The organism is Paenibacillus sp. JT22N12 (assembly GCF_056269365.1).
On sequence record NZ_JBWDNU010000005.1, the window covers coordinates 24,158 to 43,987 of the forward strand.

The 19,830-nt window shown below is 52.1% G+C and carries 14 protein-coding genes; 4 read left to right on the forward strand and 10 right to left on the reverse strand.

Going from position 1 to position 19,830, the window contains the following annotated elements:
* Window positions 1-36 precede the first annotated feature (36 nt).
* The 5 genes from AC0YOA_RS19515 to AC0YOA_RS19535 form a co-directional block, all read right to left on the reverse strand.
* Window positions 37-306 (reverse strand): excalibur calcium-binding domain-containing protein, encoded by a 270-nt coding sequence (locus AC0YOA_RS19515; protein WP_475771404.1) that lies wholly within the window; start codon window positions 304-306, stop codon window positions 37-39.
* A gap of 85 nt (window positions 307-391) precedes the next feature.
* The gene (locus tag AC0YOA_RS19520; RefSeq protein ID WP_475788010.1) at window positions 392-1,189 is read right to left on the reverse strand and encodes a lipid II flippase Amj family protein; all 798 of its coding nucleotides are present in this window, start codon (window positions 1,187-1,189) and stop codon (window positions 392-394) included.
* 148 nt (window positions 1,190-1,337) lie between these two features.
* Window positions 1,338-2,459 (reverse strand): Ger(x)C family spore germination protein, encoded by a 1,122-nt coding sequence (locus AC0YOA_RS19525; RefSeq protein ID WP_475788011.1) that lies wholly within the window; start codon window positions 2,457-2,459, stop codon window positions 1,338-1,340.
* Entirely contained in the window at window positions 2,449-3,528 is a 1,080-nt protein-coding gene (locus AC0YOA_RS19530) for a GerAB/ArcD/ProY family transporter (protein WP_475788012.1), read from the reverse strand. Before AC0YOA_RS19530 ends, AC0YOA_RS19525 begins: the two co-directional genes overlap by 11 nt.
* Window positions 3,529-4,893 carry a spore germination protein gene (locus AC0YOA_RS19535; protein WP_210044913.1) on the reverse strand — a complete coding sequence of 455 codons (1,365 nt, stop codon included), beginning with the start codon at window positions 4,891-4,893 and terminating at the stop codon, window positions 3,529-3,531. It lies immediately after the preceding gene.
* A gap of 581 nt (window positions 4,894-5,474) precedes the next feature.
* On the opposite strand from AC0YOA_RS19535, the gene AC0YOA_RS19540 reads away from it, so the two are divergent.
* Together AC0YOA_RS19540 and AC0YOA_RS19545 are read left to right on the forward strand one after the other, a co-directional pair.
* Complete coding sequence (locus AC0YOA_RS19540; RefSeq protein WP_475788013.1) at window positions 5,475-7,217, forward strand: ABC transporter ATP-binding protein; 1,743 nt, start codon at window positions 5,475-5,477, stop codon at window positions 7,215-7,217.
* 14 nt (window positions 7,218-7,231) lie between these two features.
* Window positions 7,232-9,313: an ABC transporter ATP-binding protein gene (locus AC0YOA_RS19545; RefSeq protein ID WP_475788014.1), complete on the forward strand. Its 2,082-nt coding sequence runs from the start codon at window positions 7,232-7,234 to the stop codon at window positions 9,311-9,313.
* Window positions 9,314-9,405: 92 nt separating this feature from the next.
* Here the strand turns inward: AC0YOA_RS19545 and AC0YOA_RS19550 are convergent, their stop codons facing one another.
* Both AC0YOA_RS19550 and AC0YOA_RS19555 read right to left on the reverse strand, forming a co-directional pair.
* Window positions 9,406-9,861: a MarR family winged helix-turn-helix transcriptional regulator gene (locus AC0YOA_RS19550; RefSeq protein WP_475788015.1), complete on the reverse strand. Its 456-nt coding sequence runs from the start codon at window positions 9,859-9,861 to the stop codon at window positions 9,406-9,408.
* 40 nt (window positions 9,862-9,901) lie between these two features.
* Window positions 9,902-11,926 carry a Na+/H+ antiporter gene (locus AC0YOA_RS19555; RefSeq protein ID WP_475788016.1) on the reverse strand — a complete coding sequence of 675 codons (2,025 nt, stop codon included), beginning with the start codon at window positions 11,924-11,926 and terminating at the stop codon, window positions 9,902-9,904.
* 329 nt (window positions 11,927-12,255) lie between these two features.
* Between AC0YOA_RS19555 and AC0YOA_RS19560 the strand changes: the two genes are divergently transcribed.
* The gene (locus AC0YOA_RS19560; protein ID WP_475788017.1) at window positions 12,256-12,699 is read left to right on the forward strand and encodes a MarR family winged helix-turn-helix transcriptional regulator; all 444 of its coding nucleotides are present in this window, start codon (window positions 12,256-12,258) and stop codon (window positions 12,697-12,699) included.
* A gap of 8 nt (window positions 12,700-12,707) precedes the next feature.
* Window positions 12,708-14,330, forward strand: coding sequence for an MDR family MFS transporter (locus tag AC0YOA_RS19565; protein WP_475788333.1), 1,623 nt, complete (start codon window positions 12,708-12,710; stop codon window positions 14,328-14,330).
* Between the two features lie 352 nt (window positions 14,331-14,682).
* On the opposite strand, the gene AC0YOA_RS19570 is transcribed toward AC0YOA_RS19565, so the two are convergent.
* Genes AC0YOA_RS19570 through AC0YOA_RS19580 form a run of 3 tightly spaced genes read right to left on the reverse strand, consistent with a single transcriptional unit; the run spans window position 14,683 to window position 19,623 of the window.
* The gene (locus tag AC0YOA_RS19570) at window positions 14,683-16,197 is read right to left on the reverse strand and encodes a DUF3502 domain-containing protein (RefSeq protein WP_475788018.1); all 1,515 of its coding nucleotides are present in this window, start codon (window positions 16,195-16,197) and stop codon (window positions 14,683-14,685) included.
* The gene (locus tag AC0YOA_RS19575) at window positions 16,194-17,993 is read right to left on the reverse strand and encodes a sensor histidine kinase (RefSeq protein WP_475788019.1); all 1,800 of its coding nucleotides are present in this window, start codon (window positions 17,991-17,993) and stop codon (window positions 16,194-16,196) included. The genes AC0YOA_RS19570 and AC0YOA_RS19575 overlap by 4 nt, the downstream gene beginning before the upstream one ends.
* Window positions 17,986-19,623 carry a response regulator gene (locus AC0YOA_RS19580; protein WP_475788020.1) on the reverse strand — a complete coding sequence of 546 codons (1,638 nt, stop codon included), beginning with the start codon at window positions 19,621-19,623 and terminating at the stop codon, window positions 17,986-17,988. The genes AC0YOA_RS19575 and AC0YOA_RS19580 overlap by 8 nt, the downstream gene beginning before the upstream one ends.
* Window positions 19,624-19,830 lie beyond the last annotated feature (207 nt).

The following is a 19,830-nucleotide window of genomic DNA, read 5'->3' on the forward strand; positions in this document are numbered from 1 at the left end:
TTGTTATTCATTCACGGTCGGGCCGCGGCTTCCCGGCTATTTCTCGCAAGCGATAAGGTCTTTATCCCGGTCGCTTTTCTTGTTGGCGTCGTACAGCTCCTTCGAAACAAACGGCTTGTTTTTCGTTTTGCCGCCTTTATTCTTAACCGAGGACGTACGGGCAATGCCGCCTTTGTACGTCTTGTTCATTTCCGTACAATTTTTGAACGTTTTGGCTGTTGTTTTTGCTTCTGCCGTTCCCGTTGAACCTATAGATAAACCAATGACGAGTGCTGAAGCCAGTAAAATAGCAGCAATTCTTCTCACACCGGGCAGCCACCTTCCAGAATATTCCTTTTCAGAACAATAATAAGGCAGGGGGCTGTAAATATCAACCGTTTTAACGCAATCTTCACAAGATTCCGACCATCCATTTGATCCAATAGGCCGCAGGAACAAGCAGCAGCTGCGCTAACAGTGTACCGGTCAACCGCGAGAGCATCAGCAGTCCGAACATTTTGTTCAAGGCCTTGATTTCCTTCTCTCCCCTGAGCACCTTGTCGGTCACAAGTCCAATTTGCGGATCAATCAGAATGGTAAGCAGGATTGTCGCAAACCCGTTGATTAATCCGGACGCTTGTGACGCAGCTGTGGAATTCTCCGCCGTCAGGGTCGACGCCAGCAGCGCCGCCAATACTCCGATCGTATAAATGGCCGTTACGAGAACGTTCATTGCAACCAGTCTCTTCGGAATTCCTCCAATTCGAAGACGCGACAGCATTTCCAGTCTGGGATACCGCAGATGGGCCCGCGCATGCTTCAATTTCTGGATGGATACCGATGAGCGGACCATGAGCGGGATGGAGCCGGCCACTTCCAGATGGGCAATAACTCTGGAGGAGAGAAAGACCGCGGACGGAAACAGCAGAATCGCTGCAAGCGTACCCAGGGTTGAAGCGCCGATGACCAGCCGAAAATGCTCAACCAGGTTGAACTCCGGATGATTCCTAGAATAGTCGATGATTTTGCCCGTCAAGGGCCCCTGCAGCATGTTCGCTGTCCGCGAAACCAGAAGAATGATTCCCGAGAGGGACAAAGCAACCGCCAGCTTGCCCAGGCGGACGCCTGCCAGACGCAGCGAGTAGGTGAGCGTTTCGGACAAATGAATAATGAATGTAAACAGGAACACAACCATAACCTGCTGGAGCACAAGGATCCTCCCCGCTTATTTCGTAAAATCTTGAGAGCCTATTCCGCTTTTGGAAACTGCCGGACGTTATTGTGCCATGTGCAATAGAAAGTAATTATATCATCCGGCATTTGGCAATAAGAATCAAGAAAGAATCAATCAGCTCCAATCACTTCGTATGCTGCCCGTTGTTTCTCCACCGGAGAGTTCCTGTTCTGGTAATCGTCACATCGGAGTGAACCTGAATTTTCATATCCGGATATATTTCGGCCAGCCAGTCCCGATCCAGCTTGAACCTGGAGCTCATCGACCAGTATTTTAACCCTATAAAAAGCGGATCAACCTGATTGGCCTGCATTTTTAAAAGTAGTCCGGAAATATCCGCATTCAATTTCTTCTCCGCCATCTGTTTCAGATCCGCAGGGGTATAGTCCGACTGATCCGAATCTTCTATACTGGCTTCGATCTGCACATGCACATCGCATACCAGAGCGTTTTTCTGTTTTTTTATATGAAAATCCGCTTTCCCGCGCCTGATGCCAAGACCGTTTTGCTGCTCGGGTCCCAGTACGATAAACCCTCTTTCCAACCCCCTTCTCAAGAGGTTGAAATATTTCGTTTCCTCCCCGTCCAGCTTGATTATCATCCGGTTATTGCGGTCAAACAGCGCGGTTGCGCCGGAAGTGATCTTGTTTTTTTCGACATGCAGGATCGGACAATAATAGGTGAGTCCAGGCGTCAATGAATATTTGTAGATTTCCTGCAATTCGATGGCAGGCGTATATTCGGTGTTCACCCCTTCGCCAAATTTCATGAACAGATTGTCTCCTGCCGTACGTTCCCCTTTTTGATGGAGGTTTATAATCTCCTCTGCGTTCTCGGCTATGGCAACCATGGCCAAGTCTTGAAAGTCCCGGCGGCGGATGAAAAAATCGATATATTGCAATATATTGTCCGATCTGGCTAATTCCTCGCTGAATATCACGCCTTTCAAATGGGAATAATCGGGCTCCAGGAAAAACTGCTGTGTGATCTGCTGAATGGCTTGACCAATAGAAGCTGCGGAGGTTTCGTAGCTTTCAAATGTATCCGCCGATGTGACGGATCCCGGATTCTGCGATTGCGGAATAGCACCTCTGAGCGTCATATGGAATTCCCCTTCTTCCTCGTCTTTATCCAGCCCCATGGTCACAACGAACTGCCTGCGGTCAATATCCTTGTAATCAGAGCGGCAGCCTTGCAGCATAACCAGACAGCTCAGGCTGATTGCGACTGCTCTGCTAAGACGCACGCAGGCCACGCTCCTTTCTTTTGGCAAGCACATACCACAGAATGCCGATTACATTTTGGAGAATGATCCAAACAACCATGTATTGTTCCCGGTAGCTGATAATGACCTTAAGCTCATTGACGAACAAAGAGAGAACCACATAACTGAGCAGGACGCAGCCCATTATGATTTTGGCTGGCTTCTGTTTGTTCAGCATCAGATTAAGCAGACGGTATCCCTTATACGTATAGAGAAGCACTCCCATATACCCCGTTACTAAGAGAAGGGGAACAATGAGAAACAATCCGCGTTCCATAACGAACAAATCGAGGGAAAAGGTCTCAGCGGTCATGACCCAAATCAGATTCAGATTCTGAATCGCCCACGGCCCCCATACGGATAAAGGGATAACCGTGCCGCACAAGGTAACGACAAGCCCGACGGCAACAAAGATGATATAGGTTACCTTGAGGCTGGTACGTGCAAAATAAGGATTCCATATGGCAAGGCAGGTGTATCCTCCATAAACAAAAGCGGACGCTGCTATCCCCTGAAGCGTGGGAGACTTCCAGCCATGGACCATGACTCCCTTCAGCATAACGACATCGATTTCTTTGAAGCCCAGCCAGAAGATGATGAGCATCAGAATGAAAGCGAATGCGGTAAAAAAGGCGACCAGATACAAGATGGAGCTGTCGGTATGCAGCAAAGCGCATGACGGAACGGTGATTAGTAATACCGCCAGAAACCAGACAGGGGATTCGGGCATCAGAAACTCGATAATAACCTCCATCGATCCCCTGAACATGAAGAAGCCGATAACGACAGTCAAGAGCACATACGAGGCGGAAATGATCCCCCCGACAATTTTCCCGCATAAGTGGCGGTTAATTTCAACCATCGTCAATTTAGGATACCGGTTGTAAACAGACAGGAGCAGCCATGCATTGATTCCCGCGAGCAATAACCCTATTGGAACTGCCGTCAAACCGGTTTGCAGATAGTTTCTGGCCGTGACATTCGGGGCATTGAATATGGCATGATTAATCATATAATAGGTCAACAGAGCAATGTAGAAGAGAATATTCACTTATGTCTGCCTCCCGCCGGCTGAACGTTTTGGCGATCTTTGGGTGTTGAACTTTACCGGTGCTGTATAGGACTGGACCATCGAATATTTGGCATCATGCATGGTAAACAAGTAGCTGATCAGCAGTACGATGCCGATCGTAAGCCCGAAGAAGCCGGCGATGGTTCCAAGGAAGAGCAGGACATACTTCAAGACTCGGACGGTCAGCGACATCGTATTGATGGGGATCACAAAATTGGCAATGGCCACCGCCGCCACGACGATGATCATAATATCGCTGACCAGATTGGCCTGCGAGGCGGCTTCCCCCAGAATGAGCCCGCCAACAGTCGTAGCTGCAGGACCAATTGTTTTGGGCACACGCAGAGAAGCCTCCACCAATAACTCGGTCATAATCATCATAAAACCGACCTCAAGAAAAGCCGGATACGGGAGTCCCGCCCTGCTGCCTGCTATCGATAAAGCCAGCTGCACGCGGAACACTTCCGGGTTGAACGCTGTAAAGGCAACATAGGCTCCAGGCAAAATGACTGTGGCGAATAAGGCGAAATATCGAAGCGCAATCAGGAAATAGCTGTATACAGGAAGCATATAGGAATCATCCATGGAAGCCATGAAATCATGAAAATTAATAGGAGCCAAACTGGCAAATGGGGTCGTTTCGATCAGATAGGCGGATTTCCCCTTGGAAAGCGCCTCACTTACCCGGTCCGGACGCTCCGTTACGACTGATCTCGGAAATAACAGGGGTCTTTTCTTGGGCAAATATTGCTGCACTTTGGATACAGCCTGGGCATTCCTGGCATTCTGATTTTTGATTTGGGCAAGCTCACGATCTACGAAAGCTTGATCGGCCAATTCGCTGTCATACAGCATATAACCGGTAATTCGGCTTATGGTTCCTATTTCAAACTTAACAATTCTGAGCGTAGGACTCTGGTAATGCTTGCGGATCAAATTCATATTGACGGCCATGCTTTCCACAAAAGCCTCCAAGGGACCTACAATTGAAGCTTCAACCTGGGGAGTGTCCACATTGCGCGTTTTATATTTTAACGCTTTCTCGATGGTATAGACCTGATTGTTGTACAAAATAACGGCGCTGCCTTTGCACAATACGGCAGGCAGATCATCGGTTTTGCCGATGGTTTGGCTGATAGAATTGATATGCTGCTCGAACTGAATTCCGGAATAACGAAAAAAGGGAGCTTTAAGCTGATCGTCAATAAACGCCGAGTCGGTTATGGTCGAGATATAATACAAGATAAATTCCGGTTCTCCGGTGATTTGCTCTTTGCGCGCATCGGCATTATTCTCAACGAAGGTATCCAGGGAGCTGGCTATCAACTGAATCTGTTCATTCATCGGCTACTCCCCCTTTTCTCTTCTGACAGGTCTGGTTATTATGAGCAAAATTTCCATTTATATTCCGTTGTGCATCATAACATCGTTGTCCCTGCTAAGCGGATTACTGCCGGCTGGAGCGCTCCGTATGGAAAATTGCTTTTTAAATTTTCCATTAATGGATTGACAATGCTTAAGCTCGCGTGATAACTTACGTAGTATCGAAATCAAATCTCGGATCAGAAGGGAGCCACTAATCATGATCGCAATGCATCAGCACACTATCACCATGTATGATCGGCGCACTGCCCAATTGCATAATTATCGTGGCTCCCTCAAGGAACGGATCTGAAATCCGTTCGACGTTCGCAAGGCGTAACGTCATTCCGGGCGCAAGTCACGAATCCTCGTGGCGTGCGCTTTTTTATTGCCGAAGCAAAGCACACCGTATCCGCGCGGTGTGCTTTTGTTTTTTATAATATAAGCAAAATATAGGTTTTCTCCATTTTTTGCTTATATTTCAGAGAGAAGAAGCATGCCCCGCCAGAGGGCGGCGAAGCCATTTCTTCTTCATCCCAATTGTTAGAGAGAAGGTCGTTCTTATGCTAGCTGTTTTACAGAAATTAGGCTGGTTCTTCAAACTGGAGCGCAAACGGTACATTCTCGCCATCTCGCTGCTCATTATCTGCGGCATATTGGAGGTGCTGCCCCCCATGATGGTGGGCCGGTCCATCGACAATATCCAGCTCGGCAGCATGACGCATGGCAGTATGGTTCTTGTCCTGCTGCAGCTCGCCGTACTTACCGTAGTCACTTATCTGGTGTCCTACATCTGGCAGTATAAGCTGTTCGGCGCTGCATTCGTCGTGGAGAAAATGAAACGCTCCCGCCTGATGCGGCAGTTCCTGCGCATGACCCCAAGCTTCTATGAGCGGAACCGGACCGGCGACCTGATGGCACGCGCAACCAATGATCTGCAGGCATTATCGGTAACAGTGGGCTTCGGCCTCCTGACCTTTATCGATTCCACCTTGTGGATGGCGACGCTGCTGGTGACGATGTCCCTGCTAGTTTCCTGGAAACTGACCTTGGTGTCGATTCTCCCGCTGCCGCTGATGGCCATACTGGTCAGCCTCTACGGCAAATGGATTCACAGCCGCTTCTCCGATGCGCAAAATGCGTTCGGCGATATGAATGACGGAGTTCTGGAGACCATCTCCGGCATCCGGGTCACCCGCGCCTATGTGCAGGAGCGGGCAGCGGAGAAACGTTTTGCGGGAGTGACGGGCGATGTGCTGGCCAAAAATATTGCGGTCGTCCGCATCGATGCGCTCTTCGAGCCTACTGTCAAAATCTTCGTAGGCGCAAGCTACCTCATCGGTCTGGGCTACGGCGCTTATCTCGTCTATAACAATGAGCTGACTGTCGGCGGACTGGTCTCGTTCAATGTCTATCTCGGGATGCTGATCTGGCCGATGTTCGCGATCGGCGAGATGATCAACATCATGCAGCGGGGCAATGCCTCCCTCGACCGGGTAATCGAAACCCTTGGCGCCAAGGCGGATGTACCCGATCCGGCCGATCCGGTCGCCTCGGCCCGGTCAGGACGGATCGAATTCCGGGACGTTACCTTCCGCTATCCCTCTTCTTCCGTCGACAACCTCAAGGAGGTCGCTTTTACACTGGAGCAGGGTCAGACGCTTGGCATCGTCGGCAGAACCGGCAGCGGCAAAACGACGCTGATCAAGCAGCTTCTGCGGGAATATCCGCCGGGTCAAGGCTCCATCAGCATCGAAGGAACTCCGATTGAGCGGATTGATATGGACCGGCTGAAATCATGGTACGGTTATGTGCCGCAGGAGCAGTTCCTGTTCTCGCGGACCGTCCGCAACAATATCCTGTTCGGGCGGGATAACGCCTCGGAAGAGGATCTGGACGGCGCCATCGCCGCTTCCGCCTTCAAGAAGGATCTTTCTTTCCTCCCCGAAGGGCTCTCGACGCTCGTGGGAGAGCGCGGCGTGGCCTTGTCCGGCGGACAAAAGCAGCGGGTATCCATCGCCCGCGCGCTAATCGCAGATCCGGACATCCTGATGCTCGACGACGCCATGTCGGCGGTCGACGCCAGAACTGAAGCAGAGATCATCTCAAATATCCGCGGCGAGCGCGCCGGCAAAACCACCCTGATCGCCACACACCGGCTGTCCGCCATCCAGCATGCGGACTGGATTCTGGTGCTCGACGAGGGCGCAATCATCGAGCAGGGCACGCATGAAGGCTTGATGCGCCGGCAGGGCTGGTACAAAGAACAATATGAACGCCAGCAAATCGAGCAGGCGATTGAATAAGGCGGTGAAACGAAGTGGACAACGAGCATTACGATTTGGATATTGACGCAGCGGCCGGAGACAAGAAAGCCACGGTCAAGCGGCTGCTGAGGTATGCGCTGCAGGTGAAGCGCCCGCTTCTGTTTGCGTTGCTGATGCTGACTGTCGCGGTGGCGACCGATCTGGCAGGACCGCTGGTGGCGAAGCGGCTGATCGATGTACATATCACCGGCATCGAGAAGCCGTGGTATTCAGCTTCGGCGGGCGACCGCTTCGCGGCTGACTATAAGGAAGGCTCCTACAAGCGGGCCGACCATTTTGCCCCTGAAGAGGAACGGAGCGGCGAAGTCCGTGTGCTGCAGATCGGCCGGAGCTATTATTTTGTCCCGGGGCCTATAGCCTTCGATGGACGCAGGGAAGCTCTTGCAGGCGGCGGCATCGCCATTACCCGGGGAGCCCAGTCGGCCAATTACGAGGCGGAGAGGCTGAGCAACGCCGAGCTGTACCGGTTCTTCCAGCCGGAGCTTGGCGGACTGCTGCGGCTCTGCTGGTATTATTTTGGACTGGTGCTGATCTCCGCCCTGTTCGCATACGGGCAGCGTTATTATCTGCAGGCTTCGGCCAACCGGGTCATCCGCAAAATGCGAAACGATGTGTTCGAGCACATCAACCGTCTGCCTGTGCGTTATTTTGACAATTTGCCGGCAGGTAAAATCGTCTCGCGGATTACCAACGACACGGAGGCCATCCGTGAGCTTTATGTGACGGTGCTGGCCAATTTCTTCACAGGCGGAATCAATATGATCGGCATTTACGCGGCGCTGTTCCTGTTGAACGCACGGCTCGCCGCCATTTGCCTGTTCATTCTCCCTGTGCTGGCCGTCTGGATTTATCTGTACGGCAGGGTTGCCAAGCGCTATAACCGGATCATCCGCTCCACGCTGAGCGAAATCAACGGGCGGATCAATGAAACAATCCAGGGCATGGCCATCATCCGGGCATTCCGCAAGGAGCGGAAGATGGAAGCCGAGTTCGAGAATTATAATGAAGAGAATTATAACTACAAGAGCAAGCTGCTCTCGCTCAACGCCTGGACCGGTCATAATCTGGTCAATGTCATACGGAATATCGCCTATGTCGCGCTGATCTGGTACTTTGGCGCCGGAGCCATCGGCGGCGCGCAGGGAGCGGTTACGCTGGGCGTATTATACGCCTTCGTCGACTACCTGAACCGTCTGTTCCAACCGATCGTCAATATTGTGAACCAGCTGCCGAATCTGGAGTCGGCGCTTGTATCGGCGGAGCGCGTATTCGTTCTGCTCGATGAAGCCGGAGAGCCCGTATCCGATGAGCGCATACCTCGCTACAAGGGCAATGTGGCGTTCGAGAATGTATGGTTTGGCTATAAGCCGGAAGAGAAGGTGCTCAAGGGCATTACATTCGAGGCGAAGCAGGGTCAGACCGTCGCACTGATTGGCCATACCGGCTCAGGCAAAAGCTCGATCATCAACCTGCTGTTCCGTTTCTACGACGTGGACAGCGGCCGGATTACGATCGACGGTACGAACATCAATACCATGCCGCGGCAGACGATGCGCGAGCATATGGGGATCGTGCTGCAGGATCCGTTCCTGTTCACGGGAACGATTGCCTCCAATGTGTCCATGGACGATCCGTCCATCTCCCGCGAGCGTGTCGAGCAGGCCTTGACGGCAGTCGGCGCAGACCGGCAGCTGAAGCATCTCCGCAAAGGCATCGACGAGCCGGTCATCGAGAAAGGCGGCACCCTCTCCGCCGGGCAGCGCCAGCTGATCTCTTTTGCAAGAGCGCTGGCCTTTGATCCGGCGATCCTCATATTGGATGAAGCGACCTCGAATATCGACACAGAGACGGAAGCGGTAATCCAGGAAGCGCTTGAGGTCGTCAAGCAGGGACGGACCACATTCGTCATTGCCCACCGCCTCTCCACGATCCGGAATGCCGATCTCATTCTCGTGCTTGACCGCGGCGTCATCGAGGAACGCGGCAGCCATGAGGAATTGATGCGGCTCCACGGCAAATATTATCAGATGTATCAGCTGCAGCAGGGCGAGAAAGCTGGTGCCGCAGCAGGATAAATGAAATAAAGAAGCTTCCAGTTCCACTTTATCCGTGGCTCTGGAAGCTTCTTATTTATATTTGAATCGGAATGGGCCCTTCTTGTCCAAGCTTAGTCTATATCAAGGTGATGCAGATACTGATAAACTTGATTGAGCAAACTGACCAGCATCTTGCTCTGTTCCTCTCCCAATGTCTCGATGAGACCGGAGAATATGGTTGTAAACCGCTCGTATGCCTTCTGTGCGGCCGCATCCCCTTTATCTGTCAGCTCAAGCAGCGAGATCCGCTTATCCCTGGGATCCGCAGCCCGCTCCACATAACCTTCGTGAATCAAATGTTTGACCATTTGAGTGACAGTGGGAGAGGTTACGTCCAGCTTCCTGCTGATATCGGAAATATTGACGCCATGGCCATTTTCGGCAGCCACAACCTTGATGCTGAGCAGAACCCGAATTTCGCTCGATTTGATGCCAAAGGACGTTTGTTTGCGCCATTCCGCTCTGGCGAATCTCTCGAAGGTTTCTCTCATTTCCTTCACCAGAGGGGATACATGCTCTTGCTCCATAACCATCACCTCGATTTCGCAGAAGCAGGAAACCAGCTTCTTATTCCTGCTCCAATATGGATGCCTCGCGGTCGCGGATGATCCGCCTGAGGCCATTGGCAATGTCCCGGGTAATTTCTCCGCGCTCGTATAGGGCCTGTACCTCGTCCCGCTCCGCCTGGACCGCAATCCAGTGCAGCTCCAGCCGGACATCCTCATTGCCCTCATGATCTGTCTGCTCCATTCCCGGATAAGGCTTGGATAACCGTTCTTTCAGGAAATGGTAATGATTAATGATGTCTCTCCCTTCCTGACGGCCCGGATCAAAACGCCGGCTTTCAAAAGCTTCGATGACCGCAGCGCTGGTCCGCTGTTTAATCTGCCTGAGCACTTGGCGATCTGACATGGAGAGCTTGGGCAGGCGCATCTTGTTCAACAGGATTCCCTTCAGCCCTCTTGCCAATTTTCTCAGAATAACGAGCAAGAACAGACTCCGCTGTGATAATACGAGTTCCAGCTGTTCAAGGCTTTTGAGGAACAGAGCGGCGTGTTCACGGCTTATTCCCCCTTCCGCAAGCAAGCGCTGTATTTCTTCACGCTCAATTCCAAGAGCTTCGATACGCAGCTCTGTTTCTCTCCCGGAGAGACGCGGATTCCCTGATCTTCGTACGTCCGGCTGACGGATTTGCCGCATCCACCGCCCGTAGTCAGCCAGGACAGCTGCGGTCTCCGCTTCATTCACTTCGTTCGTCGCATGATGGAGCGCCTGGATGGCGGCGCCCATCATCTTCATCTCGCCCCGGTATTTCTTGTTTGCCAGTTCCTCTTCATCGCGGACTCCGTCGTTTTTGGCCAATAGGGGAAGCAGAATGCTTGCCGCCAGCAAAGACAGCAGGATGACGACTGTCGCCAGAAAGATAACCAGGCTTCGCTCCGGAAAAGGAGCGCCATTATCAATAAACAGCGGAATCGAGAAAGCGCCTGCGAGCGTGACAGCGCCGCGCACGCCGGATAACGAGGTCATGGCCAATATTTTAAATGAAAGCTTTACCTTCCCTTTGTCGGGACCGAATATTCGGCCTTGAGAGAACGCGAAGGTCCACAAAAATCGAAGGACAATCAGCAGAACGAAAATAACCAAAGCATACCCGATTGCCTCATAGTTGTTATAGACCGGGCTCTCAAATATAGTCCTGAAAACATCGGGAATCTGCAAGCCCAAAATGACAAATACGAGCCCGTTCAACAGAAACAGTATGACCGACCATGTATTGTCGGATACTTCGTTGGTCTGCGGCCTTACTTTGTTCGAGCGGTCACGTTCAACCGCATGCATAACCCCTCCCGCAACTGCCGCCAGAATGCCCGACACGCCCAGTTCCTCCGCAGCAAGATACAGGGCGAACGGGGTCAGAATATGGATGAGCATGTGCATCGTCTCATCTTCAAGCCCGGACCGGCGCAGCAGGTACCGGAACCCGGTAATCATGGATGCCAAAACAGCCCCTGCCACCAATCCGCCGATGGCGATGATCAGGAAGCTTACGCTTGCCTTGGGAAGTGAAAAGACGCCGGTCACGGCGGCTGCAATAGCGAATTTAAAGGCCACTAATCCTGAAGCATCGTTCATCAGAGCTTCCCCTTCGAGCAGATGCATCAGTTGTTTGGGCAAATGGATTCTCCCCGCAAGCGCGCTGACAGCTACGGCATCCGTGGGCGACAGAATAGCCGCAAGTCCAAATGCGACCGGAAGCGGGATCGTCGGAATCATCCAATGAATGGCATATCCGATAACGAAAACCGTTGCGAAAACAAGACCGACTGCCAGCAGCAGAATAGGCGCCCGCAGACGCCACAGCTCGCTGCGCGGCGTATGTTTGCCATCATTATAGAGGAGCGGCGCAATGAACAGCAGGAAAAAAAGCTCGGGCTCAAGGGGCATATGTATCCCGGATGGAATCAGGGTTACGGCAGCTCCCAAGGCAATCTGGATCAGCGGGACGGGAACGGCCGGGATACGGCGGTTCAGCACATGGGAAACTGCGATAAGTGCGAGAAGAATCAGAACCGTATAAAATAATTCCATCCTTGCGTGCTCTCCTTTCATTAAAAAGGCACAAAACCCTATTCCCTTGTTAGTTTGACCATGAATGAATTAAAACATAAATTAAATAGGTTGGCAACCTATCTATATGTTTATTGTCACCATGCCGCACTTCTTGATGTATGGTTCCTTCTATAATTAGTGCGTCAATTTCTATAACCGCGCTGATCAAATATTGCGAAACTAAGGATTGACAGAGCTTTTCAAGGGGAGTACTATTAGTTTACTGATAAACAATATATATCTAAATTATATTCTATTATATCTTTTACTAGTATACCGATAGTGGGAGATTTCAGGAGGTGTCGAGAATGCCGCTGAATGAACACGCGATGGAAATCCATGGTCTGTTCAAAACATTAGCGAAGAAAGTAACCGAGGAATGGAATAAACAGACGGAGAGCCTTGTTTCCTTATCCCATTTTCGGATGTTATATATGCTGAATTTAAGGGGCCCCCAGAAAATGGCCGACCTCGCAGAATGTCTGCATGTGACATCCGGAGCCATTACGGGGATCGCCGACAAGTTGATTGAACGGGGATATATAGACCGTAACCGGGATCTGGATGACCGCCGGGTCGTCTATCTGAATATTACGGATAGCGGCAAAGTGTTAATGGAAACACTAACAGAAAAACAGGTGCTGCTGTACGGCAGACTGGTTGACCAGCTTGATTCCGAGGATGTCGCCCATTTGAAGCGGATCTTTAGGCAAATAATTGAGACTTTAAATACGGCAGAAAAGGGGTTGTGAGCAAAGTAATGGAACACTTGACCGGTAAACAAAAAGTTACGATTATGATCGCCATTATGGCCGCAATGTTCTTCGCAGCGATTAACCAGACGATTGTCAGCACGGCAATGCCGCGCATCGCCGCTCTATTGAACGGCTTGAACAGCTACACATGGGTCGTCACCATCTATATGCTGACCTCCACCATATCGACGGCTCTGGTCGGGAAGTTGTCCGATATTTACGGGCGCAAGCCGTTCCTAATCGTCGGTATCATTTTGTTTATGATCGGGGCGTTTCTGTGCGGAACCTCTGCCAACATTTCGCAGATGATCACGTATCGCGGGCTTCAAGGGGTGGGCAGCGGTATTATTATGGCAAGCGCCATCTCCGCTGTGGGCGACTTGTTCGCTCCGCGGGAACGGGCCAAATGGACGGGACTGCTGATGTCGATTTTCGGCTTCTCCAGTGTTATCGGACCGTCGCTTGGCGGTTGGATGGTCGACCATATGGATTGGGAATGGATCTTCTGGATTTTCCTTCCTATCGGCATTATTGCCTTGGTCCTGATCATGATTTTATTCCCGAAACCTGTTCGCAAATTCAATCAGACCATTGACTATTGGGGTTCCCTATTTCTGACCCTGACCATCGTGCCGCTGCTGCTGGGCTTCTCTTGGGCCGGCACCAAATATGCCTGGGGCTCGGAACAGACGATTGGATTGTTCGCCGCTACCCTGGTGAGCCTGATCATCTTCATTCTCATTGAACGGAAAGTGAAAAATCCGGTTCTGCCGCTGTCCCTGTTCCGCAACAGCGTTGTAACGATAGCCAGCGTCGCCGGTTTCATGATGAATGCCGGCATGCTTGGGGCCTTGATTTATCTTCCTTTCTTCGTGCAGGGCGTTGAAGGCATATCCCCAACGTATTCGGGTTATGTGACCATGCCTATGTCCATCAGCATGATTATTCTCAGTACCCTGACGGGCAGATGGATTACGAAATCCGGAAAATACAAAAGGTTCGCCCTTATCGGGATGGCTATCATGTCTGCGGGCATGCTAATGATGGCCTTCATGAACAGCGTGCCTGTGGCGGTTGCCATTATGGTGTTCTTCGGTATGGGTCTCGGGTTCGGTATGCCAGTCTTCACATTGGCCGCCCAAAATGCCGTGAAGCCGACGGAAATCGGAGTTGTTACAGCTGCTTCACAGCTCTTCCGCAACATGGGCGGCACCATCGGTATTGCCGTTATGGGTTCGATTATGACGTCCCGACTTGCGAGCAATATTAAAGCCGCCGCCCCGCAGGGACCGGACTTGTCAAATGTGGATCCGGCGGTGCTCAGTAGATTGGCGCCTCTGCAAAATCCGCAAATCCTGCTGGATAAGCCCCAGCTGGAGCAGCTTCAGGCAAGTCTTCCTCAGGACCTGCAGCCGCTGGTTACCCAGCTGATTGATATGCTCCGCCATGCGCTGCGAAGCTCGCTGACGACGGTCTTTATATCCGGCACCGTTCTGGTCGGGATCGCGCTGGTACTGGTCATATTCATGAAGGAATTGCCGCTCCGCAGCTCGGCTCCCAAGCCAGCGGCGACTGATACGGAACCAGTGGAGCCAAAGCCACACTCTGCCGTGCCGAAACCATCCTGATCCGCAAATGAACAGCAAAAAAATCTTCCCGATGCCGTCCTCATCAGCCGGACCGGGAAGATTTTTGCTGTTTAATACAACGCCCTGTCCTTTTCCAAAGAGACAGGGCGATTATCTTTACCGAAACCTCCTGCCCACGTCGGTTAAAGTAAACTAGGCGCAGCTAAGCAACTCCTATCCCGCCGATCGAATCACTCTCCAGGCCGGTTTTTCCTGCTTCCATCTCGCCTTTACCGCTATTCCAACGCTCCAGCAAGGAAATACCTTGTTATAGCGGCCATGCAGCACCACAGCTCCTATCCCGCCGAATCGAATCGCTCCCCAAAGATATCAGAAAAGGTCAGGTCAGCTTTTAAGCTTTCTTATTTTCTAAATAGGCATCGATCTGCCTTTGCGCTTCCTTGAGAATAGCATCCAAACCGTTATTTTTTTGAATCCGGATATATTCCTTCACCGCTTCTTCAGGATTTGGGTTCATCCCGGACTCAATATTCCCATCCAGCTCCTCTATAGTCCGGTCTCGCCGCTCCAGCTCGCTCTTGATTCTGTCCTCCGAAATAAACAGCCCGTCAACCGGTGAATCGACATTGTTGGGCGCATTGGCAAATTCAGCTTCATTCGTCCAGAAATCCTTGCCGTACGTGGGATTCTCGCGCATGAACCCGGGCTTCCACAGCGCCCATTGGCCTCCCCACTCCATATAATTGCTTGTCGTCGTATCAAGCCCCTCCGGGTAAAGTGCCGAATGGCCATCCCGTACATAGGTTTTTCCTTCTATGCCGTATTGCACCAGATCGTACAGCGTCTGATCCGTCTCCAGCATATCCAGAAATCTCAGCACACGATCGGCATGAGCGGAATTCCTGTTGATGGCAATGACGTTGGCAAGCGGCGTCCGGTTAACGAATTTCCTGTCCGGGTACAGCAGGGAGCTCTCCTGGGTGAACGAGTTGTCGGCAAAACCCTGGTTCGCGAGGACCCATTCATGCGACTGCAGGGTGAAATACATATGGCCGCTGCGCCAAACCGCCGCTCCGTCTTCCTTGTCGAACATGATATCCTTATTGATAATTCCGGCGGTATACCATTCTCTGGCCATGATGGCCGCTTCCATGAAGAAAGGCTGCTGCTCAAGCGGCTTGATCTGAACCAGCGGATCATTCAGATAAAAGCCCATGCCATGAAAGCCCAGATCCACCCATTCGTCGCGCAGCTGAAAAAGCGGCATTGGCAGGGTGCGGGTCAGCTTTTCATTGGGATAGGCTTCTTTGAGCGCATGCAGGAACGCATCCACCTCTTCGATCGTTTGAATGGAAAGGGGCTCCGGATTAAGCCCGGCTTCCTTCGTCTTGTCTGAACGCCACTGCGCATAAGGCCGCTGGTTCATCTTCATTGTCCATGGGAGACCTACAATACTGCCATCCACGGTGGCAGCCGAGAGCGTACCCAGCTCCTGATATTTCTTGTACAGATGAGGAGCATACTTAGGAAGCAGATCGTTCAGCGGCATGTAGGCCCCCTTCGCCGCCATCTGCTTGTAGGACAACCAATCCGCATCAAAATTCATATCCCACCGGTCGCCAGCAGCGGACATCACGAGCATCTTGTCACGGTAATCGCCGACGGGAATAAAATAAACGTTGAACTTCACATTCAGCCCCTTGCCCCTGACATAGTCGCTAATGGCTGACCAAACCTCGTCGGTCGCGGACTTCTTGTCTCCGCTGAAATAAAGCTTGAGGGTCACCTCCTCCTCGGCAGGAGGAAGCTGCCCGTTTGAACGGGTTTGCAGCGCCGACTTATCGCTCATCTGGCATGAGATTAACATCATTGCCAGCAGCAGGCAGACAAGCAGCGGCTTCATCATGCTGCACCTCCCTGCCCGGACTCGCTGCTCAGGATGGGATGCCGGATCACAATCTTCGTGCCCGTGCCTGGCCCTGTCTCAATGATCAGCTTGCAGGCGTCGCCAAAGTACAGCTTGAGCCGGTCATTGACGTTTCGCAGTCCCACACCCCGATGCCCTCCTTCGCGCCTGTCTCCGGAACCGGAATCCTTGTCCAGACGGTCCAGCACCTCCTGCGGAATTCCCCTGCCGTTATCGGAAATCTCAATCACCAGATTCTCCTCTTCCCGATAGCCGGAGATGAATATTTTGCCTTTCTCGAAATTCTCGCGGATGCTGTGCTGGATCGCATTCTCCACGAGCGGCTGCAGCAGGAGACGCAGGAATGGCAGATCAAGTATATCCTCGTCAAAAGCAACCAGCATACGCACCGGCTTCCCCATCCGGGCCTGTTCAATCTGCACATAAGCCTTCACCTGCTCAAGCTCGCGGGCGACCGTTGTAATGTCCTTGCCCCCATTCAAGCTCAGGCGCAGCAGGTTGCCAAGGGCCGAGACCATCTCGCTGATATCGCTTCGTCCATGATTCTCGGCCTTCCATCTGATCGACTCCAGCGTGTTGTACAGAAAATGGGGATTAATCTGGTGGCTGAGCACCTGAAATTCAAGCTCCTTCTTATTCCGCTCCGACCGGGATGCCTGTTCGATGAGCCCTTCGATCTTGCGGCTCATGCTGCCGAAGCCGCGGTACAGCCAGCCGATTTCGTCCCGTCTGACAGACCAGGGGAAGAGAAAACGGAAATCGCCTGTCTCCAGCCTGCGCATATGACGCACCAGCTTGGCGATAGGCTGTGTGAAATACAGCGTAATGTACATGACAACCCCCAGGCAGCATAAAAGATAAATAACCAGAAACAGGACAAGCAGCCGGTTCAGCTCATTAATCGGACCGATGAGGGTGTGCAGCGGCGTCAGGCTGACGATGAGCCAAGGCTCGCTGTCCATCCTGACATAGGTGACCAGATGGGCATCCCCGCCGATGTCGATTGTCTTCGAGCCTTCCGCTGCCTGCCCCGTCCATGCCGGAAAACTGTCGGATGGAATGGGACTACCTGTCCAGGCATTGTTGGAGGAATCATACAGCACCTCCCCCTTGTCATCCAGAACGAGAAATTTCTGCCCCTTCATCTTCTCTGAAGGGGTGAAGAAGCGCTGCAGCTGGTTCTCTGACAAATCAGCCACAATGATACCCCGCGCCTTCCGATCGTACAAGCCGGAGAACCGCTTGATATAGGAGAGCAGCGGCCTTGCATATCGTCCCTTCTGAGGCATAAACAGATGCCATCTTGGCAGCGTTTCCATTTTGGACTGGATGAACCAGTCCTCCCTGCCCAATTGATCGGATTCCCCAATCGTACTCATATAAGTGGGGTACCGGGAAGGATCCAGCGGATATACGCGCACACGAAGCGCGTCGATCAGCGGCGTGTTCTTATATAACGTGGAGACCATACTAACGGTAAAATCCTCTTCATGAACCGTGGTACCCGGCATTTGCTCCAGCGCCTGCTGAAGGTCCTTGTTGCCGATCAGAGCATTGATCTGATCATTCAGTTCATGGAGATAGGCTTCGAAATTCGTCTTGGCCTGCTGCAAATAGCTCATGGAAAAGGTCGAATTCGCATTGGAGATACCTTCGATTGACTTGATATGCGCGTAGTAGGCAAACAGCAGGAACGGAACGATAATAATCGCAAAAAAAATAATAATCATCCGGTTCCGGAAGGAGTAGGCCAAACGCATATAAGTCTTACTCATCGGCTATTCCCTTCTGCCTGCGGTATTCCTTGGGCGTGCAGCCCACCTGCTTCTTGAACAGCTTGGAGAAATGCACCGGGTCCTTGTAGCCGACCTGGTAGGAGATCTGATACACCTTAAACCTCACGTCGCTCAGCATCTCTTTGGCCTGCTCCATCCGGATATCCGTCAAATATTCGAGGAACGTCTTCTGCTTTTCTTTCCGGAACAGCTTGCTCAGCCAGACCGGCGTGACATGCACCTCTGAAGCCACGCTCTGCAGCGTGGGTCCATCGGCAAACTGCTTGTGGAGAATCTTCTCGGCCTCGCTTACAATTTGGCAGGGATTGGACGAGAGCTTGCGGAAATCCCGGGCAATCTCAAGCAGGAAGGTCTCCGTCTGCACACGCAGCGAATGCAGGGTATCGTACTGTTCCAGCTCCTCCCACAGGGTGATCGGGTTTTTGCCCCAGCTTTTATTCTGCCAGCCGGCAGCGGCCGCACGCTTGAATACCTCGAACAGCCATTCGAAGATCCGCTGCTGGATATCCCTAACCTGTATCAGCCCCCAAGCCTGCACCATCTCCACAAAGCGGTCCATGGCCGCCGAAATCTCCGCATCCGTGCCGTATTTGACCAAATCAAGCACTTCATCGAGCTCCCTGAGTGAAAGGTCCTCCCTTTCGGATTCCATACAGAAGCCCTGCTCCGTGAACAGGCGGTTGCCGCCGTAAACTGCCTTCTGCTCCAGCATGTCAGAGGCTTCCACAAACATCTCATGAACATGCTTCAATGTTTTTGGGGACGCGCATATGCTGACGCTGGCCTTCACCTTGACGAATTCGTTAATCCGCTTGATGCAGGTCAGGGCCAGTTCCCTGCCTCTTTGCGTCTGCTCTGCATCGGCGCAGCTGAGCAGCACAACCCAGCGGCTTTGCGTATCGGTGAACAGCGCGAATGGATACGGAAAGTCCTCCTCCAGCGTCTGGTTTACAACATTGCCGATCCCGAAGACGACAAGCTCCTTCTCGCTCCGGTATCCTTTGCGGTTGCCGATAGCCTTCAGATCATCCGCCTCCAGCAGCATCAGCTGCAGCGGATGCTGCGCCGTCCATTCCAGCTGCAAAGTCTGCAGACGATGCTGCATACGCGTTTCGCGGTAAGGATCATAATCATGGACGATCAATTCCCGGAACAGCTCCTCGCGCATCTTGGGTACGGCGTACTGCACCTGATTCCGCAGCAGCAGCTGATTATGCCGGTCGAGCTGTTCCTTGTGGATCAGATCGATAGCCTTGACCGTAAGCTGACCCAGCTCTTCGATATTAATCGGCTTCAGAATATAGTCCATGGCCCCGATCTGCATAGCCTGCTTGACCAGTTCAAAATCATCGTATCCGCTGACGACAATCGCCTTCCAGGCATATTCGCCTTTTTCGGAGAGAGAGCGGAGAAAATCGAGACCGGATAACCGGTTCATCTTAATATCGGTCACAATCAGCTCCGGCCGCTTCTCCAGAGCAAGGGCCAGAGCCGTATCTCCATCATCGGCGGCATACACCTCATCAATACCAAAGCTGTTCCAAGGAAAGCGCTTACGCAAACCTTCACGGATTTCAAACTCGTCATCGACAATCAGTACACGCAGCATAATTCACCTTCCCTTTATGAGTGTCCTCCAACTTGTACAAGGCTATTTTATCACAGGGAATTAATTGGGAAATGCCCTTTCATTCATACTAGCCTACCTTGTTTAGGATTACACTGGGGCAATCCTAAAGTTTATGGTCTGCCATTAATCACTGGCGCGCAAAAGACCAGTCGTCCCAAGGCGGCAGCTAACGCCTTCTGGGTGACT